Source organism: Micromonospora sp. HB375 (genome assembly GCF_017872985.1).
In the GTDB taxonomy this organism is placed as follows: Bacteria; Actinomycetota; Actinomycetes; order Mycobacteriales; family Micromonosporaceae; genus Micromonospora; species Micromonospora chalcea.
The window spans coordinates 1-21,176 of the sequence record NZ_JAGGJO010000001.1 but is presented as its reverse complement, the minus strand read 5'-3'; the positions used below and the strand labels follow the sequence as shown (position 1 = coordinate 21,176).

24 protein-coding genes are annotated in these 21,176 nt (G+C 72.1%); 7 read left to right on the top strand and 17 right to left on the bottom strand.

Annotated elements, in window-relative coordinates; all coding sequences use genetic code 11:
• The first annotated feature begins 91 nt into the window (after positions 1–91).
• From J3R08_RS00120 to J3R08_RS00110, 3 genes are read left to right on the top strand one after another with little or no spacing between them, the layout of a single operon-like run.
• Positions 92–1,558, top strand: coding sequence for a 3' terminal RNA ribose 2'-O-methyltransferase Hen1 (locus tag J3R08_RS00120; RefSeq protein WP_043327563.1), 1,467 nt, complete (start codon positions 92–94; stop codon positions 1,556–1,558).
• Positions 1,555–4,071 (top strand): polynucleotide kinase-phosphatase, encoded by a 2,517-nt coding sequence (locus J3R08_RS00115; protein ID WP_043327564.1) that lies wholly within the window; start codon positions 1,555–1,557, stop codon positions 4,069–4,071. The genes J3R08_RS00120 and J3R08_RS00115 overlap by 4 nt, the downstream gene beginning before the upstream one ends.
• A 23-nt stretch (positions 4,072–4,094) precedes the next feature.
• Positions 4,095–4,934, top strand: coding sequence for a DedA family protein (locus J3R08_RS00110; protein WP_043327565.1), 840 nt, complete (start codon positions 4,095–4,097; stop codon positions 4,932–4,934).
• A gap of 173 nt (positions 4,935–5,107) precedes the next feature.
• Here J3R08_RS00110 and J3R08_RS00105 read toward each other — a convergent pair whose 3' ends face one another.
• The 16 genes from J3R08_RS00105 to J3R08_RS00030 all read right to left on the bottom strand — a co-directional run bounded on the left by J3R08_RS00105 (position 5,108) and on the right by J3R08_RS00030 (position 18,047).
• Positions 5,108–5,485: a helix-turn-helix transcriptional regulator gene (locus J3R08_RS00105; RefSeq protein WP_007454255.1), complete on the bottom strand. Its 378-nt coding sequence runs from the start codon at positions 5,483–5,485 to the stop codon at positions 5,108–5,110.
• Positions 5,486–5,542: 57 nt separating this feature from the next.
• Positions 5,543–6,082 carry an orotate phosphoribosyltransferase gene (gene pyrE / locus J3R08_RS00100; protein ID WP_043327566.1) on the bottom strand — a complete coding sequence of 180 codons (540 nt, stop codon included), beginning with the start codon at positions 6,080–6,082 and terminating at the stop codon, positions 5,543–5,545.
• Positions 6,083–6,225: 143 nt separating this feature from the next.
• On the bottom strand, positions 6,226–7,035 hold the full coding sequence (locus J3R08_RS00095; protein ID WP_043327567.1) for an SDR family oxidoreductase: 810 nt from the start codon (positions 7,033–7,035) through the stop codon (positions 6,226–6,228).
• Positions 7,032–7,751 carry a hypothetical protein gene (locus J3R08_RS00090; RefSeq protein ID WP_209959563.1) on the bottom strand — a complete coding sequence of 240 codons (720 nt, stop codon included), beginning with the start codon at positions 7,749–7,751 and terminating at the stop codon, positions 7,032–7,034. Before J3R08_RS00090 ends, J3R08_RS00095 begins: the two co-directional genes overlap by 4 nt.
• A gap of 71 nt (positions 7,752–7,822) precedes the next feature.
• Positions 7,823–8,623: a hypothetical protein gene (locus J3R08_RS00085; RefSeq protein ID WP_209959561.1), complete on the bottom strand. Its 801-nt coding sequence runs from the start codon at positions 8,621–8,623 to the stop codon at positions 7,823–7,825.
• A gap of 68 nt (positions 8,624–8,691) precedes the next feature.
• A complete protein-coding gene (locus J3R08_RS00080; RefSeq protein WP_043330768.1) occupies positions 8,692–9,690 on the bottom strand; it encodes a hypothetical protein in 999 nt (332 codons plus the stop codon).
• A 64-nt stretch (positions 9,691–9,754) separates the two neighbouring features.
• A complete protein-coding gene (locus J3R08_RS00075; RefSeq protein ID WP_209959559.1) occupies positions 9,755–11,323 on the bottom strand; it encodes a polyamine aminopropyltransferase in 1,569 nt (522 codons plus the stop codon).
• Entirely contained in the window at positions 11,320–12,093 is a 774-nt protein-coding gene (locus tag J3R08_RS00070; protein WP_209959557.1) for a hypothetical protein, read from the bottom strand. The genes J3R08_RS00075 and J3R08_RS00070 overlap by 4 nt, the downstream gene beginning before the upstream one ends.
• Entirely contained in the window at positions 12,093–12,515 is a 423-nt protein-coding gene (locus tag J3R08_RS00065; protein WP_043327571.1) for a DUF350 domain-containing protein, read from the bottom strand. The genes J3R08_RS00070 and J3R08_RS00065 overlap by 1 nt, the downstream gene beginning before the upstream one ends.
• A gap of 31 nt (positions 12,516–12,546) precedes the next feature.
• Positions 12,547–12,972, bottom strand: coding sequence for a DUF4247 domain-containing protein (locus J3R08_RS00060; protein ID WP_043327572.1), 426 nt, complete (start codon positions 12,970–12,972; stop codon positions 12,547–12,549).
• Positions 12,969–13,463, bottom strand: coding sequence for a DUF2617 family protein (locus J3R08_RS00055; RefSeq protein WP_166457376.1), 495 nt, complete (start codon positions 13,461–13,463; stop codon positions 12,969–12,971). The genes J3R08_RS00060 and J3R08_RS00055 overlap by 4 nt, the downstream gene beginning before the upstream one ends.
• Position 13,464: 1 nt before the next feature.
• Positions 13,465–14,103 (bottom strand): DUF4178 domain-containing protein, encoded by a 639-nt coding sequence (locus J3R08_RS00050; RefSeq protein WP_209959552.1) that lies wholly within the window; start codon positions 14,101–14,103, stop codon positions 13,465–13,467.
• Between the two features lie 85 nt (positions 14,104–14,188).
• Positions 14,189–14,563 (bottom strand): hypothetical protein, encoded by a 375-nt coding sequence (locus J3R08_RS00045; protein WP_209959551.1) that lies wholly within the window; start codon positions 14,561–14,563, stop codon positions 14,189–14,191.
• A gap of 164 nt (positions 14,564–14,727) precedes the next feature.
• Positions 14,728–17,319 (bottom strand): ATP-dependent chaperone ClpB, encoded by a 2,592-nt coding sequence (clpB, locus tag J3R08_RS00040; RefSeq protein ID WP_043327575.1) that lies wholly within the window; start codon positions 17,317–17,319, stop codon positions 14,728–14,730.
• Between the two features lie 159 nt (positions 17,320–17,478).
• Positions 17,479–17,733, bottom strand: a complete 255-nt coding sequence (locus tag J3R08_RS00035) for a hypothetical protein (RefSeq protein ID WP_166457378.1) — start codon at positions 17,731–17,733, stop codon at positions 17,479–17,481.
• A complete protein-coding gene (locus tag J3R08_RS00030; protein WP_374102373.1) occupies positions 17,730–18,047 on the bottom strand; it encodes a DivIVA domain-containing protein in 318 nt (105 codons plus the stop codon). Before J3R08_RS00030 ends, J3R08_RS00035 begins: the two co-directional genes overlap by 4 nt.
• Before the next feature lie 205 nt (positions 18,048–18,252).
• Here J3R08_RS00030 and J3R08_RS00025 point away from each other — a divergent pair, with 205 nt between their 5' ends.
• The 4 genes from J3R08_RS00025 to J3R08_RS00010 all read left to right on the top strand — a co-directional run bounded on the left by J3R08_RS00025 (position 18,253) and on the right by J3R08_RS00010 (position 20,860).
• Positions 18,253–18,471, top strand: a complete 219-nt coding sequence (locus J3R08_RS00025; protein ID WP_030500544.1) for a winged helix-turn-helix domain-containing protein — start codon at positions 18,253–18,255, stop codon at positions 18,469–18,471.
• A gap of 72 nt (positions 18,472–18,543) precedes the next feature.
• On the top strand, positions 18,544–19,044 hold the full coding sequence (locus J3R08_RS00020) for a cation:proton antiporter regulatory subunit (RefSeq protein WP_064447962.1): 501 nt from the start codon (positions 18,544–18,546) through the stop codon (positions 19,042–19,044).
• A 5-nt stretch (positions 19,045–19,049) separates the two neighbouring features.
• Positions 19,050–20,267: a cation:proton antiporter gene (locus J3R08_RS00015; protein ID WP_043327579.1), complete on the top strand. Its 1,218-nt coding sequence runs from the start codon at positions 19,050–19,052 to the stop codon at positions 20,265–20,267.
• A gap of 164 nt (positions 20,268–20,431) precedes the next feature.
• Positions 20,432–20,860, top strand: coding sequence for a hypothetical protein (locus J3R08_RS00010; protein WP_030500541.1), 429 nt, complete (start codon positions 20,432–20,434; stop codon positions 20,858–20,860).
• A gap of 70 nt (positions 20,861–20,930) precedes the next feature.
• Here the strand turns inward: J3R08_RS00010 and J3R08_RS00005 are convergent, their stop codons facing one another.
• The gene (locus J3R08_RS00005; protein WP_043327580.1) at positions 20,931–21,137 is read right to left on the bottom strand and encodes a hypothetical protein; all 207 of its coding nucleotides are present in this window, start codon (positions 21,135–21,137) and stop codon (positions 20,931–20,933) included.
• Between the last annotated feature and the right edge of the window lie 39 nt (positions 21,138–21,176).

Genomic DNA, 21,176 nt, shown 5'->3' with positions numbered 1-21,176 from the left:
CGGAGCGGGTCGGGCTCCCCGGAAACCCCCACGACCCGGAGCCCCGGAAACCCCCACGACAAAAACCAGAAAACAACGAGATCATCGACAAGTGCTGCTGACCCTGACCACGACCCACCGCCCCGCGACCGACCTCGGCCACCTCCTGGTGAAGCATCCGGACCGCGTGCAGACCTTCGATCTGCCCGCCGGCGCCGCGCATGTGTTCTACCCGGAGGCGGACGAGGCGCGCTGCACGGCGGCGCTGCTGGTCGAGGTCGATCCACTCAGGCTGGGCGGGGGCCGGAAGAACCGCGCGCCGGAGGGCTTCGCGCTCGGGCAGTACGTCAACGACCGCCCGTACGCCGCCTCCAGCCTGCTCTCGTCGGCGCTGTCGAAGGTGTTCCGCTCCGCGCTGCGGGGCGAGTCGCGTGACCGTCCCGAACTGGCCGCGACCGCGATCCCGCTGACCGTACGGGTGCCGGTGCTGCGCTGCCGGGGCGGCGCGGAGCTGGCGGTACGGATCTTCGCCCCGCTGGGCTGGACCGTTACTGCCACCCCGATCCCGCTCGACGAGACGTACCCGGAGTGGGGTGACAGCCGCTACGTCGACCTGACGCTGACCGGCACGCTGCGGCTCGCGGACGCCCTCAACCACCTGTACGTGCTGCTGCCGGTGCTCGACGACGCGAAGCACTACTGGGTGGCGCCGGACGAGGTGGACAAGCTGCTGCGCGCGGGCGCCGGCTGGCTGGCCGGTCATCCGGAGCGGGCCCTGATCACGCGGCGCTACCTGGCGCACCGGCGGGCGCTCGCGGGCGTGGCGATGGCCCGCCTGACCGAGCTGCGCCTGGCCGACGAGCCGCCCGCCGACGACAGCATCGACCCCGCGCCCGGGGAGGCGCCGGTGGTGGAGGACGTCCGCCGCGCCTCGCTGGCGGTACGGCGACGCGAGGCGGTGCTCGCCGCGCTGCGGGACAGCGGTGCGAGCCGGGTGCTGGATCTGGGCTGCGGTGGCGGCGCGCTGCTGACCGCGCTCGTCGCCGACCGGCGCTTCACCGAGGTGGTGGGCGTCGACGTGTCCGACCGGTCGCTGGCCATGGCGGCCCGGCGGCTGCGCCTGGACCGGCTGCCGGAGCGGCAGCGGGACCGGATCCGGCTGTGGCAGTCGGCGCTGACCTACCGCGACGACCGGCTCCGGGGATACGACGCGGCGGTGCTGATGGAGGTCGTGGAGCACCTCGATCCGCCGCGCCTGCCCGCGCTGGAGGACGCGGTGTTCGGTCACGCCCGGCCGGGCACGGTGGTGGTGACCACCCCGAACATCGAGTACAACGTCCGCTACGAGGGGCTCGGGCCGGGCCGGTTCCGGCACGCGGACCACCGGTTCGAGTGGACCCGGGCCGAGTTCGCGGCCTGGGTGGATCAGGTGGCGGCGGCGCACGGCTACACGGCTGTCGTCGGCGGTGTCGGCGACGACGACCCGGAGGTGGGCGCGCCGACCCAGATGGCGGTGCTCACCCGCGCCGACCGCAACGAGAACACCAGCGACGACCGGAAGGAGGCGACGAACCGATGACCGTCCTGGACATCCCCGAGCTGGCACTGGTGGCACTCGTCGGCGTCTCCGGCTCCGGCAAGTCCACGTTCGCACGGCGGCACTTCGCGCCCAGCCAGGTGCTCTCCTCGGACACGTTCCGCGGCCTGGTGGCCGACGACGAGAACGACCAGTCCGCGTCCGCCGACGCGTTCGACGCGCTGCACCACGTCGCCGCCATCCGGCTGCGCCGCGGCCTGCTGACAGTGGTCGACGCGACGAACCTCCAGCCGCACGCCCGCGCCGGGCTGATCCGGGTCGCCCGGGAGCACGACGTGCTGCCGGTGGCGATCGTGCTGGACGTGCCGGAGGCGGTGGCCTGGGAGCGTACCGAGGCGCGCGCCGACCGCACGCACGGCCGGCAGGTGCTCAACCGGATGCGCCGCGACCTGCGGCAGTCGTACGGGCGGCTGGCCCGCGAGGGCTTCCGCAAGGTGCACGTGCTGCGCGGCGTGGAGGAGATCGACGCCGCGGAGATCCGCTACGAGAAGCTGTTCAACGACCGGCGCGAGCTGACCGGCCCGTTCGACGTGATCGGGGACGTGCACGGCTGCCGTACCGAGCTGGAGGCGCTGCTGTCCCGGCTCGGCTACGTGCTGCGACGCGACGACGCGGGCCGCCCGGTGGACGCGGAGCACCCGTCGGGGCGTACCGCGGTGTTCGTCGGTGACCTGGTGGACCGCGGCCCGGACTCCCCCGGCGTGCTCCGCCTGGTGATGGGCATGGTGGCGGCCGGCCACGCGATCTGCGTGCCGGGCAACCACGAGCAGAAGCTGCAGCGCAAGCTGCGCGGCCGGGACGTCCGGCTGACCCACGGTCTGGCCGAGACGATGGAGCAGCTCGCCGCGGAGCCGCCGGAGTTCGTCGCCGAGGTGGAGACGTTCATCGACGGCCTGGTCAGCCACTTCGTGCTCGACGGCGGCCGGCTGGTGGTGGCGCACGCCGGGCTGAAGGAGGCGTACCACGGGCGGGCGTCCGGCCGGGTGCGGTCGTTCGCGCTCTACGGCGAGACCACCGGCGAGACCGACGAGTACGGCCTGCCGGTGCGCTACCCGTGGGCGCGCGACTACCGGGGCTCGGCGATGGTCGTGTACGGGCACACGCCGACGCCCGAGCCGGAGTGGGTGAACAACACCATCTGCCTGGACACCGGTTGCGTGTTCGGCGGAAAGCTGACCGCGCTGCGCTACCCGGAGAAGGAGCTGGTCGCCGTACCGGCGGTGAAGGAGTGGTACGCCCCGGCCCGGCCGCTGGTCCCGGTCGCGCCCGCGCGGCCGGACACCGTGCTGGACCTGGCCGACGTGACCGGGCGACGCCACGTCACCCACGCGTACGGGTCGCTCACCGTGCCGGCCGAGAACGCCGCCGCCGCGCTGGAGGTGATGAGCCGCTTCGCTGTCGACCCGGGCCGGCTGGTGTGGCTGCCGCCGACCATGGCGCCCTGCTCCACGTCGACTGTCGAGGGGTTCCTGGAGCACCCGGCCGAGGCGTTCGCCGACTACCGGGCGGCCGGTGTCGACCGGGTGGTCTGCGAGGAGAAGCACATGGGCTCGCGGGCGGTGGTGCTCGTGGAGCGGGAGCCGGGCCGGTTCGGCGGTGGGGTGGTGCACACCCGTACCGGTAGGCCGTTCTTCGGCCCGCCGCTCGACGGCGAGCTGCTGGCCCGGGTGCGCGCCGCGGTCACCACCGCCGGTCTCTGGGCCGAGCTGGGCGCCGACTGGCTGCTGCTCGACGCCGAGCTGCTGCCCTGGTCGGCGAAGGCGAGCGGGCTGATCCGCGAGCAGTACGCCGGGGTGGGCGCGGCCGGGCGGGCGGCGCTGCCGCCGGTGCTCGCCGCGCTGGACTCGGCCGCCGCGCGCGGGCTGCCGGTGGACGGGCTGCGTGACCGGATGGCCGAGCGGGCCGCCGAGGTGACCGCCTACTCGGCGGCCTACCGGGCGTACGTCCGGCCGACCGACGGGTTGCGCGGGGTGACGCTGGCACCGTTCGCGGTGCTGGCCGGGGCCGGGGTGAGCTACGCCGACCGCGACCACGGCTGGCACCTGGCGCTGGCCGACCGGCTCTGCGCCGCCGACCCGGAGTTCTTCACACCCACCCGGCGGCGGGTGGTGGACCTGTCCGACGAGTCGGCGGTGGCGGACGCGACGCAGTGGTGGCTGGCGCTCACCGCGGCCGGCGGCGAGGGCATGGTGGTCAAGCCGTACGCGGGCCTGGCCGCCCGTGGTCCGAAGGGCCCGCTGCTGCAGCCGGGGATCAAGTGCCGGGGCCGCGAGTACCTGCGGATCATCTACGGTCCCGGTTACACGGACGCACGTCAGCTCGCCGCGTTGCGCCGGCGCTCGCTGGGTCGCAAGCGCGGGCTCGCGCTGCGCGAGCACGGCCTCGGCCTGGCCGCGCTGGACGCGCTGTCCGAGGACGCGCCGCTCTGGCGCCGCCACGAGCTGGTGTTCGCGATCCTCGCCTGCGAGTCCGAGCCCGTCGATCCCCGCCTCTGACGAGGACGCCCGGTCCGGCCGAAATGCCGGACCGGGCCGGGGTACCCTGTGTGGCCGTGGACACAGCAGAGAAGACACGGATGTTCTCCGAGAGCGTGGCGCTGAACCCGCTCGATCCGAAGGACCTCATCCACACCTTCGGCATGATCGGCGTCTGGGTCATTCTCTTCGCCGAGACCGGGCTGCTGGTCGGCTTCTTCTTCCCGGGCGACTCGCTGTTGTTCCTGGCCGGGGTGGCCGCTTCCCCGGTGGCCGACGCCATCTTCGGCGACGGCACCCGCCTGTCCCTGGCCGGGCTGCTGATCGGCGGGCCGCTCTGCGCCATCGTCGGGGCGCAGCTCGGACACTGGCTCGGCGCCCGGTACGGCCGCCGCATGTTCGACAAGCCCAACTCCCGTCTGTTCAAGCGGGAGTACGTGGAGAAGGCCGAGTACTACTTCCAGAAGTTCGGGCCGGCGAAGGCGGTGGTGCTGGCCCGGTTCATCCCGATCGTGCGGACGTTCCTCAACCCGGTGGCCGGGGTGCTCGGCATGTCGGCCCGCCAGTTCTTCGTGTGGAACGTGGTGGGCGCGGTCCTCTGGGTCGACGGCATCCTGCTGATCGGCTACCTGCTGGCCCGGCAGATCTACGACGCCATCGGCGACAAGATCGACAGGTACATCCTGCCGGTGGTCGCGCTGATCATCGTGATCTCGGTGCTGCCGATCTTCTTCGAGTTCCTGCGGGACCGGCGTGCGCGCAAGCGCGGCGAGGCGGTCGCGGTGATCACCGCGGCGACCGTGGCCGGCACCGTGGAGGCGGCTCGCGAGGGCATCGAGGAGCACCGGCCGGGCCACGGAGACGGCGGGCAGCACCGCCGCTGAGCACGGTTCAGACACCGACGGCCGGCCCTCGGGCGAGGACCGGCCTTCGGCATGACTGATCGAACCGGGTCACACGAACGGCCGCAGCCGTCATCGTGCGCTGATGGCGCCACCCCTCGCACGCCACCGGGCACCCGGCCGGGACGACCCTCTACGGGCCGGCCCGAAAGGTTTCAGCGAGCCTTCTTGGTGGCCCGCTTCCGCGGCGGGGTGAGCAGATCCGCGATCGTGGCGATCGCGGACGGCACCAGCCGGTAGTACGCCCAGACCCCGCGCTTCTCCCGCTCCAGCAAGCCGGCCTCGGTGAGGATTCGCAGGTGGTGGCTGACCGTCGGCTGCGAGAGGCCGAGCGGCGCGGTGAGGTCACACACGCACGCCTCCCCCTCGGGAGCCGACTGGATCAGGCTGAGCAGCCGCAGCCGTGCGGGGTCCGCGAGGGCCTTGAGGACCCCCGCAAGCCGCTCGGCGTCGGCGCGTTCGATCGGCTCGCCGGCAAGCGGCGAGATCTGAGGCATGGTCATTTCAGCCAACGCAGTTCCCACGTATTCCATCCTTCCACCAGCAGCATCGATCCGCCTGCATATCAGCAGATCCGAATCGGCAGACTTTTACGCCACAAGGCCGAGGTCAGCCAACGTATAGGCCGCCCGATAGGGCAATCCGGCGGCTCGCACCGCGTCGCCGGCGCCTCGATCAACAATAACCGCCACACCCACCACTTCGGCCCCCGCCTCGCGTAATGCCTCGACCGCCGTCAAAACACTTCCGCCAGTGGTGGAGGTGTCCTCAACCGCCAGGACCCGGCGACCGGCCACGTCCGGACCTTCGATCCGGCGCTGGAGGCCGTGCGCCTTGCCCTCCTTACGGACCACGAACGCGTCCACCGCGCCGTCGGTGCCGGCCGAGGCGTGCAACATGGCGGCGGCCACCGGATCGGCGCCCAGGGTCAGCCCACCAACCGCGTCGTACGCCCAGTCGGCGGTCAGATCGAGCATGACCCGACCGATCAACGGAGCCGCTTCGTGATGGAGCGTGACCCGGCGCAGATCCACGTACCAGTCCGCCTCGCGGCCCGACGAGAGCACCACCCGGCCGTGGACCACAGCCAGGTCACTGATGAATTTGCGCAGGTCGTCGCGGTCGCCCATGGCCCAAGAGAGTACTTCGCAAGTCTGAGAGCCGTGCTCGGGGTCCGCCCTGGTCAACCCAGTGGGCGACCGATGGGTGGCGATGAGCGGCTACGCTGCGCGACCGTCCATCGAGGTCGGCCGCCGACCGGCCCCGCCGCCGCTCAGCCGCGTCGCCGGTCGACCGCGCCCCGGGTGTCCCGGCGGAAGCCCCGCAGCAGGCGCTTCGGGGCGTACCGCAGCCCGGCGACCGCCACCTTGTACTTCCAGTCCGGGACACTCACGAACTTGCCTTTATGCAGGTCACGGAGCCCTTCGGCGACCACATCGTCGGCACGCAGCCAGGCCCAGGCGGGCAGGCGCGACATGTCGATGCCGACCCGCTCGTGGATGCCGGTGCGGGTGTAGCCGGGGCAGAGCGCCATCACCCGTACGCCGAGCGGCGCGACGGACTGGCCGATCGACTCGCTGAAATTCGTCACCCACGCCTTGCTGGCCGAGTACGTGGATCCCGGCATGGGGACACCGAAGCCCGCAACGGAAGAGACATTTATCACTGCCCCTTGCCCTCGTTCGATCATCGGGCCGAGCGCGGCGTGGGTCAGACGCAGCACCGCGAGCACGTTGAGCCGTACCAGCCGCGCCTCGTCGGCCACCGGCGACCGGACGAACGAGGTGTTCAAGCTGATCCCCGCGTTGTTCACCAGCAGGTCGACCGGTGGGCCGTCGGCAAGCCGGCGCTCGACCGTCGCACAACCGTCCTCGGTGGACAGATCGGCCGCGATCGTCTCCGCGTCGCCGCCGTGCCGGCCGGTCAGCTCGGTCGCGAGCGCGTCGAGCCGGGTGGCGTCCCGGGCCACCAGGACGAGGTCCCAGCCGTCGGCGGCGAGCCGCCGGGCGAACGCCTCGCCGATGCCGAGGCTGGCGCCGGTGACCAGGGCACGGCGCCGGGAGGGGTGGGTGTCACCGGTCATGGGCGGTCCTCGGGAGGCGGCGGTGCGGCCCACGGCGACGCGGGCGGGGCGGACGCGGGCGGGGCGGGCGGCGGTCCCCAGGGCGTCGGCCCGGAGACGGGCGCGCCGGACACGGTGGCGCCGTACCCGGACGGCCGCGCCGGTCCGGTGCCGCTGCGCAGGAACGCGCCGGCCGACGGCAACGTGAGCAGCGCGGCGACCACCAGATAGCCGAGGATCTGCGCCACCGACACCACCGCGTTCACCGGGATCCACCACCCCGGGTAGGCGTCCCCGACCAGCCAGAGCAGGTCGGCGGTGATCCGGTCCTCGGGGCCGAGTTGCAACGGGGCGGCCCGCTGGCCGACCAGCAACGCCAGCCCGCAACAGCCGCAGAGCAGGCCGGTGCCGGCGACGACCCAGGTTCCCACGCGGGCCCCGGACCGGCCGGCGAGCAGGCCGAGCGCCAGCCCGACCAGCAGCAGCGCGGCCAGCACGCCGAGCACGGCGGCGAGGTAGGTCGAGGCGCGCAGCAGCCCGGCCACCTGGTCGATGTCGCCGCCGCTCGCGCCGGTCTCGTCCGCCGCGGCGGCCCGGAACCGGTCCACCGTGCCGCCGGTGACGGCGAGGTTCGCCACCGCGTACGCCACGGCGCCGACCGCCATCGCCAGCAGCACCGCCACCGCGGCGAGGACGGCGCCCGGCCGGCGGGGGGCGGCCCGATCGGGGTACGACACGACTGATCCCTCCGGTAGGCGTCGGATGCAACCTACTCGGAGGGATCGTCGGCGTCGCCTCAATCCGGACGTCAACTTCCGGGTGGCGGCTCCGGGTCGCGGCGCTCGCCCGGCTGACCGGCCGGCCCGGCCGGCGGCTGACCGGCCGACGGCGGCGGACCGCCCGGCGTGGACGGCGGCGGGGTGCCGGGAGCCGGCGGGTACGCCGGGTCGCCGGTCGGGCCCGGGTACGACGGGTACGACGGGTACGACGGGTCACCCGCGTGCCCCGGGGCCGCCGGGTACGCGCCGCCCGGTACCGGCGGCTCCCAGCCGGCCTTGGGCTTGCGGAAGAACTCGTTCGCCTTCGGCAGCGCCAGCAGGATCAGCGCGGCCAGCAGGGCGAGCAGCGCCACCAGGCCCAGCAGCAGGTTGACCGGGGTGTACCAGGACGGCAGAGCGTCGTCGAGCCGGCGCTGGATCTCGTCCGGGCTGGGCATGTCACCCGTGGCGGTGCCGCCGGTCATGCCACCGGTGAGGCCGGTGAGCAGCCCGCCGCCGGTGCAGCAGAGCAGGATGCCGCCCAGCACCCAGGTGGTGATCCGGGAGGCGTTCTTGCCCCTGTTGTTCAGCAGCGCGAGCACGACGAGCCCGGCCGCGATCAGCAGCGACACGATCGCCGTGACGATGCTGAACACGTACGCGATGTCGGCGGCCCCCTCGGCCGAGGAGCCCGCGTACGCGTCGGTAAGGACGTCGCGGACGGTGCCCGCGACGGTCAGCGCCACGATCAGGTTCACCACCTGGATCGCGGCGACGAGAATGAGCAGCCAGCTGGAAAGCGTCACCACACTGGGACGCGCGCGGGGCGCGGTGCCCGGAGCATCGGCCATGATTCTCCCTTTCCTGGATCAGGTGACCACCGTAGCGATCTCGCACCAGGTCAGCATGTCGGAACGGCTCACCGGTCCGCGGCGCGGCGCAGCCGGCGGTGCTCGGCGGTGACCACACCGAGCAGCGCCAGGTCGAGCGCGACCGCGGAGACCGCGCCGAACTGGTTGACGGTGAAGTTGAAGACCTGCCCGAACAGCAGGTCGACCAGGAGCGCCAGCTTGAACAGCCGGAACGCCTCGGCCCGGTCGCGGCGCAGCAGCCAGGCGGCCCACAGGCCGAGCACGGCCGTGATCAGCGCGCTGGCGCTGACACCGAGGATCGCACCCCACTCCCGTTCCTCGCCCAGGTGCCCGGTCACGCCGTCGAGGAACACGGCCAGCACGGTGAGCACCGGCTCCACCACCAGATAGACCACCACCGGCCAGATGAGCCAGCGGCGTCCGGCCGCCCAGACGGCGAGACGCCGGGCCCGGTCCGCCGCTCGCTGCCAGAACCGCACCGGCGGCGGCTCCCGGCGGGGTACGGCGTCCAGCAGTTGCGCCACCGCCGTCTCGGTGGCCGGTCCGGTGCCCTGCACGAGACGCAGCACGGCGATCCGCCGCCTGTCGGTCAATCCGCCGGGCAGGCCGCTGAGCACCACGTCCAGCGCGTTGGCGGTGCGTTCGGCGGGGGTGAGCCGGGAGCGGCCGGTGCGCCCGCGTACCGCCTGGGTGAGCAGGACCAGCAGCGCGAACGCGACGTAGATGATGGCGGCGGCGGGGGCGTAGAAGTAGTCGGTGCCGGTGGTGACGAACTTGCCCACCTCGTCGATGAACAGCCCGAACCCGATGCCGCCGATCACCGCTCCGCCGCTGCGGGCGCCACCGCCGAGGAAGACCAGCGGGATGCCCAGACCCACGGCGAGCAGCAGGCCGCCCCAGAGCACGTGCGCGATGTGCAGCCCGCCGCCGCCGAGCTGTGGATAGTCGGCGGCCTTCAGGTACGCGCGTACGGCCAGCACGGTGACCACGCCGGAGAGCACGAACGCCTGGAGGTAGGACGCAGCCTGGATCGCCCGGGTCGGCAGCCGGCGGACCAGCCAGCCGATCCCCGGCCGGTAGCGCGGCGATTCGGGTGGCATGCCCCGAAACCTAGTAGCCGCGCCACTCCTCGCGGGCGTAGTCCAGCACCCTCGGTCGCAACAACGTGTTGGCCGGCATGTCCAGCCGGGCCCGGTCGGCGGGGAACGTGGAGGCTGCGGCCACCACCTCCGGGGTGAGGAAACGCAGCGGCGGCCTGTCGTCCGGCAGCGCCAGTTCCGGCGCCACGTCACCCGGCGCGGCGAGCACGAATCCCCAGTCGCCGAAGCTCGGCACGTCGACGTGGTACGGCACGGTGGCGAAGCCGGCCTCGCGGATCGACCGCTCGATCGACCAGTACGACCGGGGGGCGAAGTAGGGCGACCCGGACTGCACGACGAGCCGCCCGCCGGGGGCCAGCACCGGCCGGATCAGCGTGTAGAACTCGATCGTGTAGAGCTTCGCGGTGGCCGTCTCGTCCGGGTCGGGCAGGTCGGCGATCACCACGTCGAAGCGGTCCGTGGCGGTACGCAGCCACGCGAACGCGTCCAGGTTGAGCACCCGTACCCGGGGGTCGGTGAGCGAGCCACCGTTCAGCTCGCGCAGTTGCGGCTCGCGGCGGGCCAGCTCGACCACTGCCGGGTCGAGGTCGACGAGCGTCACCGAACGCACGTCCGGGTACTTGAGGATCTCCCGCGCGGCCAGCCCGTCCCCGGCGCCGAGCACCAGCACGTCGCCGTGCGCCCCGCGCATCGCCGGGTGCACGAGCGCCTCGTGGTAGCGGTACTCGTCGATCGAGCTGAACTGCAGGTCGCCGTTGAGGAACAGCCGCAGGTCGGTGTCGGAGCGGCCGGGCTCGGGCACCGAGCGGGTCAGCACGATCTCCTGGTAGCGGCTGCGCTCGGCGTGCACCACCGGGTCGCGGTAGAGCTGCTGGCGGGTGGTCACCTCGAAGTCGTGGGCGGTCACCCAGGCGTACCCGAGGAGCAGGCCGACCACGGCGGTGGCCACGCCCAGCGCGGCCCGCGCCCGGCGGCTGAGGTCGGCGCGGAACACGGTGAAGACGAGCGCGACCCCGGCGACCGCGTTCACCGCGCCCACCACGAGCGCGCCCTTGAGCTGGCCGAAGACCGGGATCAGCAGGAACGGGAAGGCCAGCCCGCCGAGCAGCGCGCCCACGTAGTCGGCGGCGAACAGGTCGGCCACCGCGCTGCCCGCGGACTGCTCCCGGATGCGTTGCAGCATCACCATGAGCAGCGGAATCTCCGCGCCGATCAGCAGGCCGAGCACGAACGCGGTGCCGACGAGCGCCGGGCCGTACAGGTCGAGCCAGGCGAACGCGGCGTAGAGGCCGAGCACGGAGAGGCCGCCGAGCAGCGCCAGCGTCAGCTCGATCACCGCGAACGAGACCACCGCCCGGGACTGCAACGGCTTCGCCACCAGCGCGCCGACGCCCATCGCGAAGACCATCACGCCGAGCACGATCGACGCCTGACCGACCGTGTCGCCGATCAGGTAGCTGCCGAGCGCGACCAGCGCCAGCTCGTACACCAGGCCGCAGGCCGCGCAGACGAAGACCGCGAGCAGGACCGCCGCGCGGGCCAGGCGCCACCGCGGCCGTGCGGCCACGTCGGCGGTCACCGTCTGCTCCGGGTACGTCCGGCGGCTCCCGCCCCGGCACGCTGCGCGGGCACCCGTCCCCGGTGGCTGCGGCGCTGCCGCACGCCCACGGCGAGGAACAGCGCGGCGAGCAGGAACAGTCCGACCGAGCTGAGGACGTAGATCCAGCGGTCCCGCCAGAAGTCGTTGCCGGCGTCCGGCAGCGGCGCGGCAGCGGTGGACGGCGCGGCGGTGGGCGTCGCGGCCGGTCCGGCCAGCCCGCGTTCGGCGGCGAGCAGCGGCAGGATCGTGGCGGCCCGGGTGACGGCCCAGCCCGGGTCGTCGAGGAACGCGTCCTCGTCCAGCCCGAAGCGACCCAGCCGGGTCTCGATCGCGGCGAGGTCGGCGAACTCGATGTCGTCCGACCCCTTGATCCGGATCGTGGCGGAGTCCTCCGACTCGCTGCTGGACGAGGTGTACCTGACGTTCGCGGAGACCGCGATCCAGCGCGCGCAGCCGGGCGCGTCGACGACTGTGGTGCCGTCGCCGAGGTTGGAGCCGACGCTCACCTCGTCGTACACGTCGAGCAGTTCCCAGCCGTAGCAGATGCCCTGGCTGTCGGCGGCGGCCCGGAGGATCGGCACGGTGCCGGAGCGTTCGTCGGCGGCCGGGGCGGGGACGGAGGTGTCCGAGTCACCGCTGAACGCGCCGACGGCGCAGACGACGACCACGACCCCCACGACCACGGACCAGATCACCGTCTGGGTGCGTTTGTCCTTCCCCGCCGAATGCTGTGCGGGCTTTCCGCTCATCAGATGATTGCGGCTGCGATGATCGCGCCGGTGGCGAGGTGCACGGTGGCCGAGACCCACACCGCCGGGTGCGGCTCCGGGTCGACCAGCAGCTCACCGAGCTTGCCCGGAGTGGCGGCGTCGAGCAGCATGAACGCCACCGCCATGATCACCAGGCCGAGGATGCCGTACGCGCCCGCGCCGATCAGCCCCAGCCTGAAGTCGTTGTCGCTGGCCACGATCGCGGCCACCACGATGGTGCCCACCCCGACCAGGTTCGACGAGAGCAACAGCGCCGCGTTGCGGTTGCGCTCGACCCAGATCAGCTCGTGAAGCTTGCCCGGGGTGGCCACGTCGACCAGGACGTAACCGATGGCCATCAGTACGACGCCGACCACGCCGTACGCGAGGGTGACCAGCAGATCGGTGACGAGATGCTGCACAGAAGACTCCAGGGTGAGGGGGCGAAGGGGGCTACTTACCGGAACCGGGGCCGCCGCCCCGGACCGTGCTGCCTCGGCCCCAGCCCCAGCTGTTGCCGACGACGGTGTGGTAGCGGGGGTAGGCGGTGGTCATCTTCTCCAGCAGGATCACCGAGCCGACGGCGAGCGGGAGGATCACCACCGAGTCGTCGTCGTAGCGCAGGTAGACCCCGCTGCCGTCGACGTACTGGTCGGCCGGCTTCCAGGCGTCGGTGATCTGCTTGGACACCTCGCTCGGCGTTTTCCGGGAGGTGTACGCGATCGCGTTCGAGCCGATGTCCCGCCCGGAGGCGCGGGAGAAGTTGTCCTCCACGTAGCCCCGGGGCGAGAAGTTGCCGTAGAAGATCGTGAAGGTGGCGATGAGCGCGCCGATGACGGCGACCGCCACGCCCACCACGAACCACCGTCGGTACGTCACAGCTCCTCCACCACGGTCTCGGTCAGGACCAGCTCGTTCGTCTGGGGGTAGACGTGCCAGGTACGCCAGGCGAGCACGCCGTCCGGCGGCCGGGGCCGGACGGAGAGCGCGGTGACCGCGTCCTCGTCGCCGGGGAAGACCCCGATCAGCGCGTACGGGTCCTCGGCCAGCTCGGCGCGCAGCGCCGCGACCCGGGTACGCAGGCCGTCGCCGTCCGGCCGGAGCACAGCGGCCATGAACCGGTAGCCGGTCGTCTCGTCGTGCAGCGCGTCCGGCAGGTGCGGCGGGCGGCCGGGCAGGCAGGCGACCGTCTCCGTGAGCCCGCCGAGCACCACCTGGTGGGAGGCACCGAGCAGGCGCAGCCGCAGCCGGGGCAGCCCGGGCAGGTCGATGTCGCGTACGGCGAGCGCCGGCAGCTCCGGGCCGCCCAGGGCCAGGCTCAGATCGGCGGCGCTGGTGTCGACGTAGGGCGCGTCCAGGCAGACGAGCACGTCAGCGCACCGTCTCCGGGCCACCCTGCGGGTAGATCATCACCTCGGCGCGGCGCAGCTCCTCACCGAGGTTGACCTCCCAGCCGGCCTCCCCGTACGCCTCGAACGACAGCCGCGCGCCGCCCGGCGCCTGGTAGTCGTAGTAGCGCATGGTGCCGTGCGGATCGAGGCCGGTGCCCTCGGTCGCGGTGTACCGGGCCTGGCCCGACTCGTCCCAGTTGTAGCGGCGGCCGGCGATCTCCAGCGTCGGGGCGCCCGGCGTGACAGTGGCTGACGGCTCGCTGGTCCAGAGCACCAGCTCCAGATCCGGGTCGGACTCGACGGAGAGCCAGCGCTTCACCCCGCCCGCGTCGTCGAGCAGGTGCTCCGCCCAGCTCCAGCCACCCTCGACCAAATGCACCGAGCCGCGCACGGTGTACGGCACCGTACGGATCTCGACGATGTCACCGGGCTTGAGCGCGCGCGGGTCGCCCCGCAGCGCGTCGGCGTCCCGGTCCCGGAACGGGTCACCCGGCGCCGCCTTCGTCTTCGGGCCGGACTCCGACCGGGACTTCCGTACCGCGATCACGGCGATCACCACACCGGCCACCCCGACGAGGCACCCCAGCGTGGTCACCACGTACGCCAACGAACCGTTCACGACCGCCTCCCCCAACCTGCTAGGCGGGAACGGTAACAACCGCATGCACGCCTTCTGAAGTCCTGTTCGCTGAGTGTGCGGTCAGCTACTGCTCGCCGCCGGCGAGCCGGTCGGCGGCGTATTCGCCCAGCGTGGCGCGGCCCATCAGGCAGCCGGAGAACGTGGTGAACTCGCCGTCGTCGTCGCGCAGCCGCGCCCAGGCGTCCCGCCCGACTGCCGGGTCGACCGCCTCCAGCAGCGTCGCCGCGTACGCCCGGCCGGCCGGGGAACCCTTGCGGAGCAGCTTGTCGACCCGCTTGCGGGCCGCCTCCGGGTGCTCCCGCAACCCCTGTTCCAGCCGTCGGTACGCCTCGGTCGCGGGCAGCACCTGCCCCGCCAGTCCCACCCCGCCGAAGGCGAGGGTGTCCGCGCCGTCGAGTTCCCGCGCCGCCTCGTCCAGTTCCCGCTCCCACGCACTCATGCCCCACTATGTGCCCACCCCGCCACCCCCTCCAACCGCAAGGAAGGGCCCCCTTTTAACGCCTCCGGTAGAGGAAGGGCCCCTTGTTAACAACCTCCACGAGCAGGGCGCGGCCGGGAACGGCGAAGGCCCGGCCAAGACGGCCGGGCCTTCGCAGGAGCGGGTCAGGCGGCGGTGACCGCCAGGGACTCCTTGGTGTCGGACAGGTCTACGCGGACCGTGTCGCCGTCGCGGATGTCGCCGGCCAGCAGCGCCTTCGCGAGCTGGTCGCCGATCGCCGACTGCACCAGCCGGCGCAGCGGGCGGGCGCCGTAGATCGGGTCGTACCCGTGCTCGGCCAGCCACGTGCGGGCGGCTTCAGTGATCTCCAGGCCCAGCCGACGGTCGGCCAGTCGGCGGCGCATCCGGTCGAGCTGAATGTCCACGATCGAACGCAGGTCCTCGCCCTGGAGCGCGGCGAACACCACGATGTCGTCGAGCCGGTTGAGGAACTCCGGCTTGAAGTGCGACCGGACCACCGCGAGCACACCTTCCCGGCGCTCGTTCTCGGTGAGCGTCAGGTCGCTGATCACCGACGAGCCCAGATTCGAGGTGAGGATCAGGATCGCGTTGCGGAAGTCCACGGTACGGCCCTGACCGTCGGTGAGCCGGCCGTCGTCGAGCACCTGCAGCAGTACGTCGAAGACGTCCGGGTGGGCCTTCTCCACCTCGTCCAGCAGGATCACCGAGTACGGCCTGCGGCGTACCGCCTCGGTGAGCTGGCCGCCCTCCTCGTACCCGACGTATCCGGGCGGGGCGCCGACCAGGCGGGCCACCGAGTGCTTCTCGCCGTACTCGCTCATGTCGATGCGGACCATGGCCCGCTCGTCGTCGAAGAGGAACTCGGCGAGCGCCTTTGCCAGCTCGGTCTTGCCGACACCGGTCGGGCCGAGGAACAGGAAGCTGCCGGTCGGGCGGTCCGGGTCGGCGACGCCGGCCCGGGCGCGGCGTACCGCGTCGGAGACCGCGCCCACCGCCTCGGCCTGGCCGACGACGCGGGCCCGCAGCGACTCCTCCATCCGGAGCAGCTTGGCGGTCTCGCCTTCGAGCAGCCGGCCGGCGGGGATGCCGGTCCAGGAGGCGACCACCGCGGCGATGTCGTCCGCGCCGACCTCCTCCTTGAGCATCGCGCCGTCGGCCTGGAGCCGGGCCAGTTCCTCCTCGGCCTGCTTCAGCTCGGTCCGCAGCGCCGGGATCCGGCCGTACCGCAGCTCGGCGGCGCGTTCCAGCTCGCCGTCGCGCTCGGCCCGCTCGGCCTCGCCGCCGAGGCGCTCCAGCTCCTCCTTGGCGGTGGAGAGCTTGGTGATGTGGCTCTTCTCGGTCTGCCAGCGCTCGGACAGCGCGGTGAGCTGCTCGCGCTTGTCGGCCAGCTCCTTGCGCAGTCGCTCCAGGCGCTCGGCGGACGCGGCGTCCGGCTCCTTGGCCAGCGCCATCTCCTCGATCTCCAGGCGGCGGACCGCCCGCTCGATCTCGTCCACCTCGACCGGGCGCGAGTCGATCTCCATGCGCAGCCGGGACGCCGATTCGTCCACCAGGTCGATCGCCTTGTCTGGCAGGAACCGGTCGGTGATGTAGCGGTCGGAGAGCGCGGCGGCGGCGACCAGGGCGGCGTCGGTGATGCGTACGCCGTGGTGCACCTCGTAGCGCTCCTTGAGCCCGCGCAGGATGCCGATGGTGTCCTCGATGGTGGGCTCGCCGACCAGCACCGGCTGGAAGCGGCGCTCCAGCGCGGGGTCCTTCTCGATGTGCTCGCGGTACTCGTCGAGCGTGGTAGCGCCGACCATCCGCAGCTCACCGCGCGCCAGCATCGGCTTGAGCATGTTGCCGGCGTCCATCGAGCCCTCGCCCTTGCCGGCGCCGACCACCGTGTGCAGCTCGTCGAGGAACGTGATGACCTGGCCATCGGAGTTCTTGATCTCCTCCAGCACGGACTTCAGCCGCTCCTCGAACTGGCCGCGGTACGACGCGCCGGCGACCATCGCGCCGAGGTCGAGCGAGACCAGCTTCTTGTCCCGCAGCGACTCCGGCACGTCGCCGGCCACGATCCGCTGGGCCAGGCCCTCCACGATCGCGGTCTTGCCGACGCCCGGCTCGCCGATCAGCACCGGGTTGTTCTTGGTACGCCGGGACAGCACCTGGATCACCCGGCGGATCTCCGAGTCCCGGCCGATCACCGGGTCGATCTTGCCGTCGCGGGCGCTGGCGGTGAGGTCCACGCCGTACTTGGCCAGGGCCTGGTAGGTCTGCTCCGGGTCGGCGGTGGTCACCCGGCGGTCCCCGCCCCGGACGGTCGGGAACGCGGCGACCAGGTTCTCCTCGGTGGCGCCCGAGTTCTTCAGCGCGACCGAGACCGCGCCGCCGACCCGGGCCAGCCCGGCCAGCAGGTGCTCGGTGGAGGTGTACTCGTCGCCCAGCGGCCGCGCGATCTGCTCGGCGGCGCCGATGGCGTTGACGAACTCGCGGGCCAGCGTCGGCTCGGCGATGCTCGACCCGCGGGCGGCGGGCAGCGCGTCGACCGACCGCTGGGCGACGCGGCGCAGCTCGGCGGGGTCGGCCCCGACGGCGCGCAGCAGGCCCGCGGCGGTCGAGCCCTCGGTGTCCAGCAGTGACAGCAGCAGGTGCCAGGGCTCCACGGTGGCGTGACCGCGCTGGTTCGCCAGCGCGACGGCACCGGTGATGGCCTCGCGGCTCTTGGTGGTGAGACGTTCCGTGTTCATGGGCTCCCCCGGATCGGCGTGTCCACTGGACATGACACAACCAGAGTTGAGTCTATTCCGCTCAACTCCACCCCTGTGACCTGAGTCACCCTCCGCCGATTCGGCCGGAGAGATCTTGGTACGAAAAGGCCCTCGGAGGGGCCCTTTCGTACCAAGATCTCAGCGACGCGGGAGGCGCGTGAGGCAAGGGGTCTCGTGGTCGGCGCGCAGCACGCAACGCCGGCCGCCGTCCAGCTTGCGGTCGCAGAAAACCCAATGGCGTACGGCCTGGTCGTCCTCCGTCGACACGGTGATCCCGCCCAACTCCACCACCGCGAGGAACGTCAACGACCGGCCGGCCGTGCGACCGAGCATCTTCGCCCGGGCCAGATCGGCCGCGCGCACCGGCAGATGGATCACGTACCGCCCGGTCACGGCCGCCCGGCCAGGTCGCGCATTGAGGGAGCCTGACGGGACTGCCACTCGCGCAACGCGCCCTTGATCCGCGCCGTCTCCTCACGGCTCCGGGCGACTTCGGCGTACGCGGCGGCGAGGTCACCGGCCACGCGGTCGAGGAACGCGGCGACCTCGGCGGGGTCTAGCCCTCGCCGGCGCGTCGTGAAGCTGCGACCTCGCACCTGCCAGGGCCGCAGCGGAAGGTACGACGCGGAGCGGTAGGCGCCGCCCGGCGCGGAGTCGGGCGGGCGCGCGTTCCGCCGCTTCGGACGTATTCGCAGGAGATTGCGCACGACACTGTCCCTTCTCGCAGAGGACGGGGGTCGGGACGAGCCACGGGGGATGCCCGCCCCGACCCGGGAATGCTCCAGGTGCCATCCGGGAGCGTTCGTCAGCAACCTACAATCGGTACCAGTCGTAGGTCAACGATCGACCCACAATTGCTTGAGGTTGGAGGTGGGTGCATGGTCGAATGGGCGTGCCATCCGGGGAGTGTGTATGCCCAAGCAGCAGTACCAGGTGCTCGCAGACGAGCTGAAGAGCAAGATCGATTCGGGAGAGTGGCCACCCGGCACCAAGCTGCCGAGCCGTGCCCAACTCTGCAAGGAATACGGCGTCTCCGACACCGTCGTCGGCAAGGCGATGATGATCCTGCGGGCGACCGGCCTCACCGAGACCCTTGAAGGTGTCGGCGTGTTCGTGGCCGAACGTGCCTAGACGAGTCGCATCGACCAGCCTGTAGTTCGACCCCGGACGCAGCAGGTGCGCGCCCGGAGTAGCCTCACCCGCGTGCGAGTACGTGTCGAACAGACCGCCCTGCCGGGTATCGGCGTACGTCATGACCTGATGACGGAGTCCGGCCGCCGGCTCGGTGTGGTCTCCCACCGCAATGGCCGTCGCGACCTGGTCCTCTACGACCCGGAAGATCCCGACTCCTGTCAGCACGACATCCCCCTGACGGACGACGAGGCGGAGGCGCTCGCCGACATCCTCGGCGCGTCGCTGATGCTGGGTCAGCTCTCCGGGCTGCGCGAGCAGGCCGCCGGGCTGCTGACCGAGCAGATCGCCATTCCGGCCGGCTCGAAGTACGTCGGCAAGCGGCTGGGTGACACCAAGGCCCGGACCCGGACCAGCGCGTCGATCGTCGCCGTGCTGCGTCAGGGCACGGTGAACGTCTCGCCGGACCCCACTTTCCGGTTCGAAGCCGGCGACGTGGTCGTCGTGGTCGGTACCCGCCAGGGGCTCGACGGCGTGACCGCGATCCTCGCCGAGACCGACCCGGACGTCTGACGCGTATGCACGAAACCACAATCCTGCTCATCGAGGTCGGTGCGCTGCTGCTCCTGCTCGGCCTGCTCGGCCGGCTGAGCCGTCGCGTCGGTGTCTCGCCCATCCCGCTCTACCTGCTCGCCGGCCTGGCGTTCGGGCACGGTGGCCTGCTGCCGCTCAACGCCAGCGAGGAGTTCTTCGCCGTCGGCGCCGAGATCGGCGTGATCCTGCTGCTGGTCATGCTCGGCCTGGAGTACAGCGCCAACGAACTGGTGGGCAACCTCCGCTCGGCCGCGCCGGCCGGTCTGATCGACGCGGTGCTCAACGCGCTGCCCGGCTTCGGGTTCGCGCTGCTGCTCGGGTGGGGCTGGGTCGCCGCAGTGGTGCTCGGAGGCGTCACCTGGGTGTCGTCCTCGGGCGTGATCGCCAAGGTGCTCGGCGACCTGGGCCGGGTCGGTAACCGGGAGACGCCGGTGATCCTCTCCGTCCTCGTGATCGAGGACCTGGCGATGGCCCTCTACCTGCCGCTGGTCACCGCGCTGCTCGCCGGGGTCGGCCTGATGAAGGGCGGCATCGCGCTCGCCATCGCGGTGTTCACCGTCGTCGTGGTGCTGGCCGTGGCGATCCGGTACGGCCACCTGATCTCCGCCGCGCTCTCCGCCAAGGACCCGGAGGCGCTCCTGCTCGGGGTGCTCGGCCTGACCCTGCTGGTCGCCGGTATCGCGGCCAAACTCCAGGTCTCCGCCGCTGTCGGCGCGTTCCTGGTCGGCATCGCGTTGTCCGGGCCGGTGGCGCACCACGCCACCGAACTGCTCTCCCCGCTGCGGGATCTCTTCGCCGCTGTCTTCTTCGTGTTCTTCGGGCTGGTCACCAACCCGCTGGACATGCCGCCGGTGCTGCTGCCGGCGCTGGTGCTGGCAGTGGTCACCATGGCGACGAAGGTGGCCACCGGCTACCTGGCCGCCCGCCGGGCGGGGATCGCCGAGCCAGGTCGCTGGCGGGCCGGCCTGGCGCTGACCCCGCGCGGCGAGTTCTCCATCGTCATCGCCGGACTGGCCGTCGCGGCCGCCTACCCGGTGAACCCGAAGCTGGCGGCGCTCGCCACCGCGTACGTGTTGATCACGGTGGTGACCGGGCCGCTGCTCGCCCGGCTGCCCGACACCCAGTGGTTCAAGCAGTGGCTGCGCTCCCGCGCCGCCGCCGCCCGTGCGGCAGCGGCGTTGCCCGCGCCGACCGGGGACTGACCCGCGCCGGGCCGGACCTGCCACAGGCAGATCCGGCCCGGCGTTGTCAAATTGATCCCCGGAAGGTCTACCACTGCTCCGCTCAGCCGCGTTAACGTTTCGGCCCAGCAGCCAGGGTCCGCGGGTGGCCGGTGCCCCCGCCAGCGCAAGCGGAAGGTCGGCCGGTGAGCGTGCAGGAAGATACGTTCCACGGCTTCGCCAATCCGGTCGATCCCTCGCCCGCCGAACTCCGGGCGTGGGCCTATCAACCGGATTCGGTGCCGCTGACCTCGATGCCGCCCGACTGGGACCTGCTGGTCGCCGGTGACCATCTGGTGCAGACGCTGTTCGACCTGGCGATGGACGAGCGCTGCCCGGCCCGGCGGTTCGCGCTGCACTGCCTCTACATCTACGCCGCCGACGGCATCCGGACGAACTTCCGCGCCCATCCCAAGCGCCGGTTCCGCAAGCTTGTCGAGCAGGCCGAACGCGCCGGTGACGATCTGATGCGCAACTGGGCGCACAACAGCCGCGTGCTGCTCGCCCGGCCCGACCTGTTCGTCTACCGGGACTGGTGCGAGGGCGGCCTGGTCCGCGAGAACCGCCGCCTCTGACGCGTCGCCGGATTGAACGGCGAACGGGCCGGGATCCCCCGTGGATCCCGGCCCGCACGTCGGCGGATCGTCAGGTCGACCCGCCCTGCTTCTTGCGCCTCTCGTCGTCCCGGGCCCGGTCCACGCCGTGGTCCGTCTGGTCGGCGAAGCGCCCTTCCTTGACCTTGTCGCTGAAGCGTCCCTCGGTGACCCGGTCGAACCGCTCGCGGACGTTCTCGGCCACCTTCTCCAGCCGTTCCTCAGCGCGTTCCGCCACCTTCTTAGCCGGTTCCGCCATGGCTCCCCCTGCCAACTCGGCGTCCGATTTAGGGGTTTT

Excerpts from the sequence above, each read along its gene's own strand:
- J3R08_RS00115 (WP_043327564.1), top strand. The coding sequence starts at position 1,555 with ATGACCGTCCTGGACATCCCCGAGCTGGCACTGGTGGCACTCGTCGGC.
- J3R08_RS00110 (WP_043327565.1), top strand. The coding sequence starts at position 4,095 with ATGCCGGACCGGGCCGGGGTACCCTGTGTGGCCGTGGACACAGCAGAG.
- J3R08_RS00105 (WP_007454255.1), bottom strand. The coding sequence starts at position 5,485 with ATGGAATACGTGGGAACTGCGTTGGCTGAAATGACCATGCCTCAGATC.
- pyrE (WP_043327566.1), bottom strand. The coding sequence starts at position 6,082 with ATGGGCGACCGCGACGACCTGCGCAAATTCATCAGTGACCTGGCTGTG.
- J3R08_RS00095 (WP_043327567.1), bottom strand. The coding sequence starts at position 7,035 with ATGACCGGTGACACCCACCCCTCCCGGCGCCGTGCCCTGGTCACCGGC.
- J3R08_RS00085 (WP_209959561.1), bottom strand. The coding sequence starts at position 8,623 with ATGGCCGATGCTCCGGGCACCGCGCCCCGCGCGCGTCCCAGTGTGGTG.
- J3R08_RS00070 (WP_209959557.1), bottom strand. The coding sequence starts at position 12,093 with ATGAGCGGAAAGCCCGCACAGCATTCGGCGGGGAAGGACAAACGCACC.
- J3R08_RS00045 (WP_209959551.1), bottom strand. The coding sequence starts at position 14,563 with ATGAGTGCGTGGGAGCGGGAACTGGACGAGGCGGCGCGGGAACTCGAC.
- clpB (WP_043327575.1), bottom strand. The coding sequence starts at position 17,319 with ATGAACACGGAACGTCTCACCACCAAGAGCCGCGAGGCCATCACCGGT.
- J3R08_RS00025 (WP_030500544.1), top strand. The coding sequence starts at position 18,253 with ATGCCCAAGCAGCAGTACCAGGTGCTCGCAGACGAGCTGAAGAGCAAG.
- J3R08_RS00015 (WP_043327579.1), top strand. The coding sequence starts at position 19,050 with ATGCACGAAACCACAATCCTGCTCATCGAGGTCGGTGCGCTGCTGCTC.
- J3R08_RS00005 (WP_043327580.1), bottom strand. The coding sequence starts at position 21,137 with ATGGCGGAACCGGCTAAGAAGGTGGCGGAACGCGCTGAGGAACGGCTG.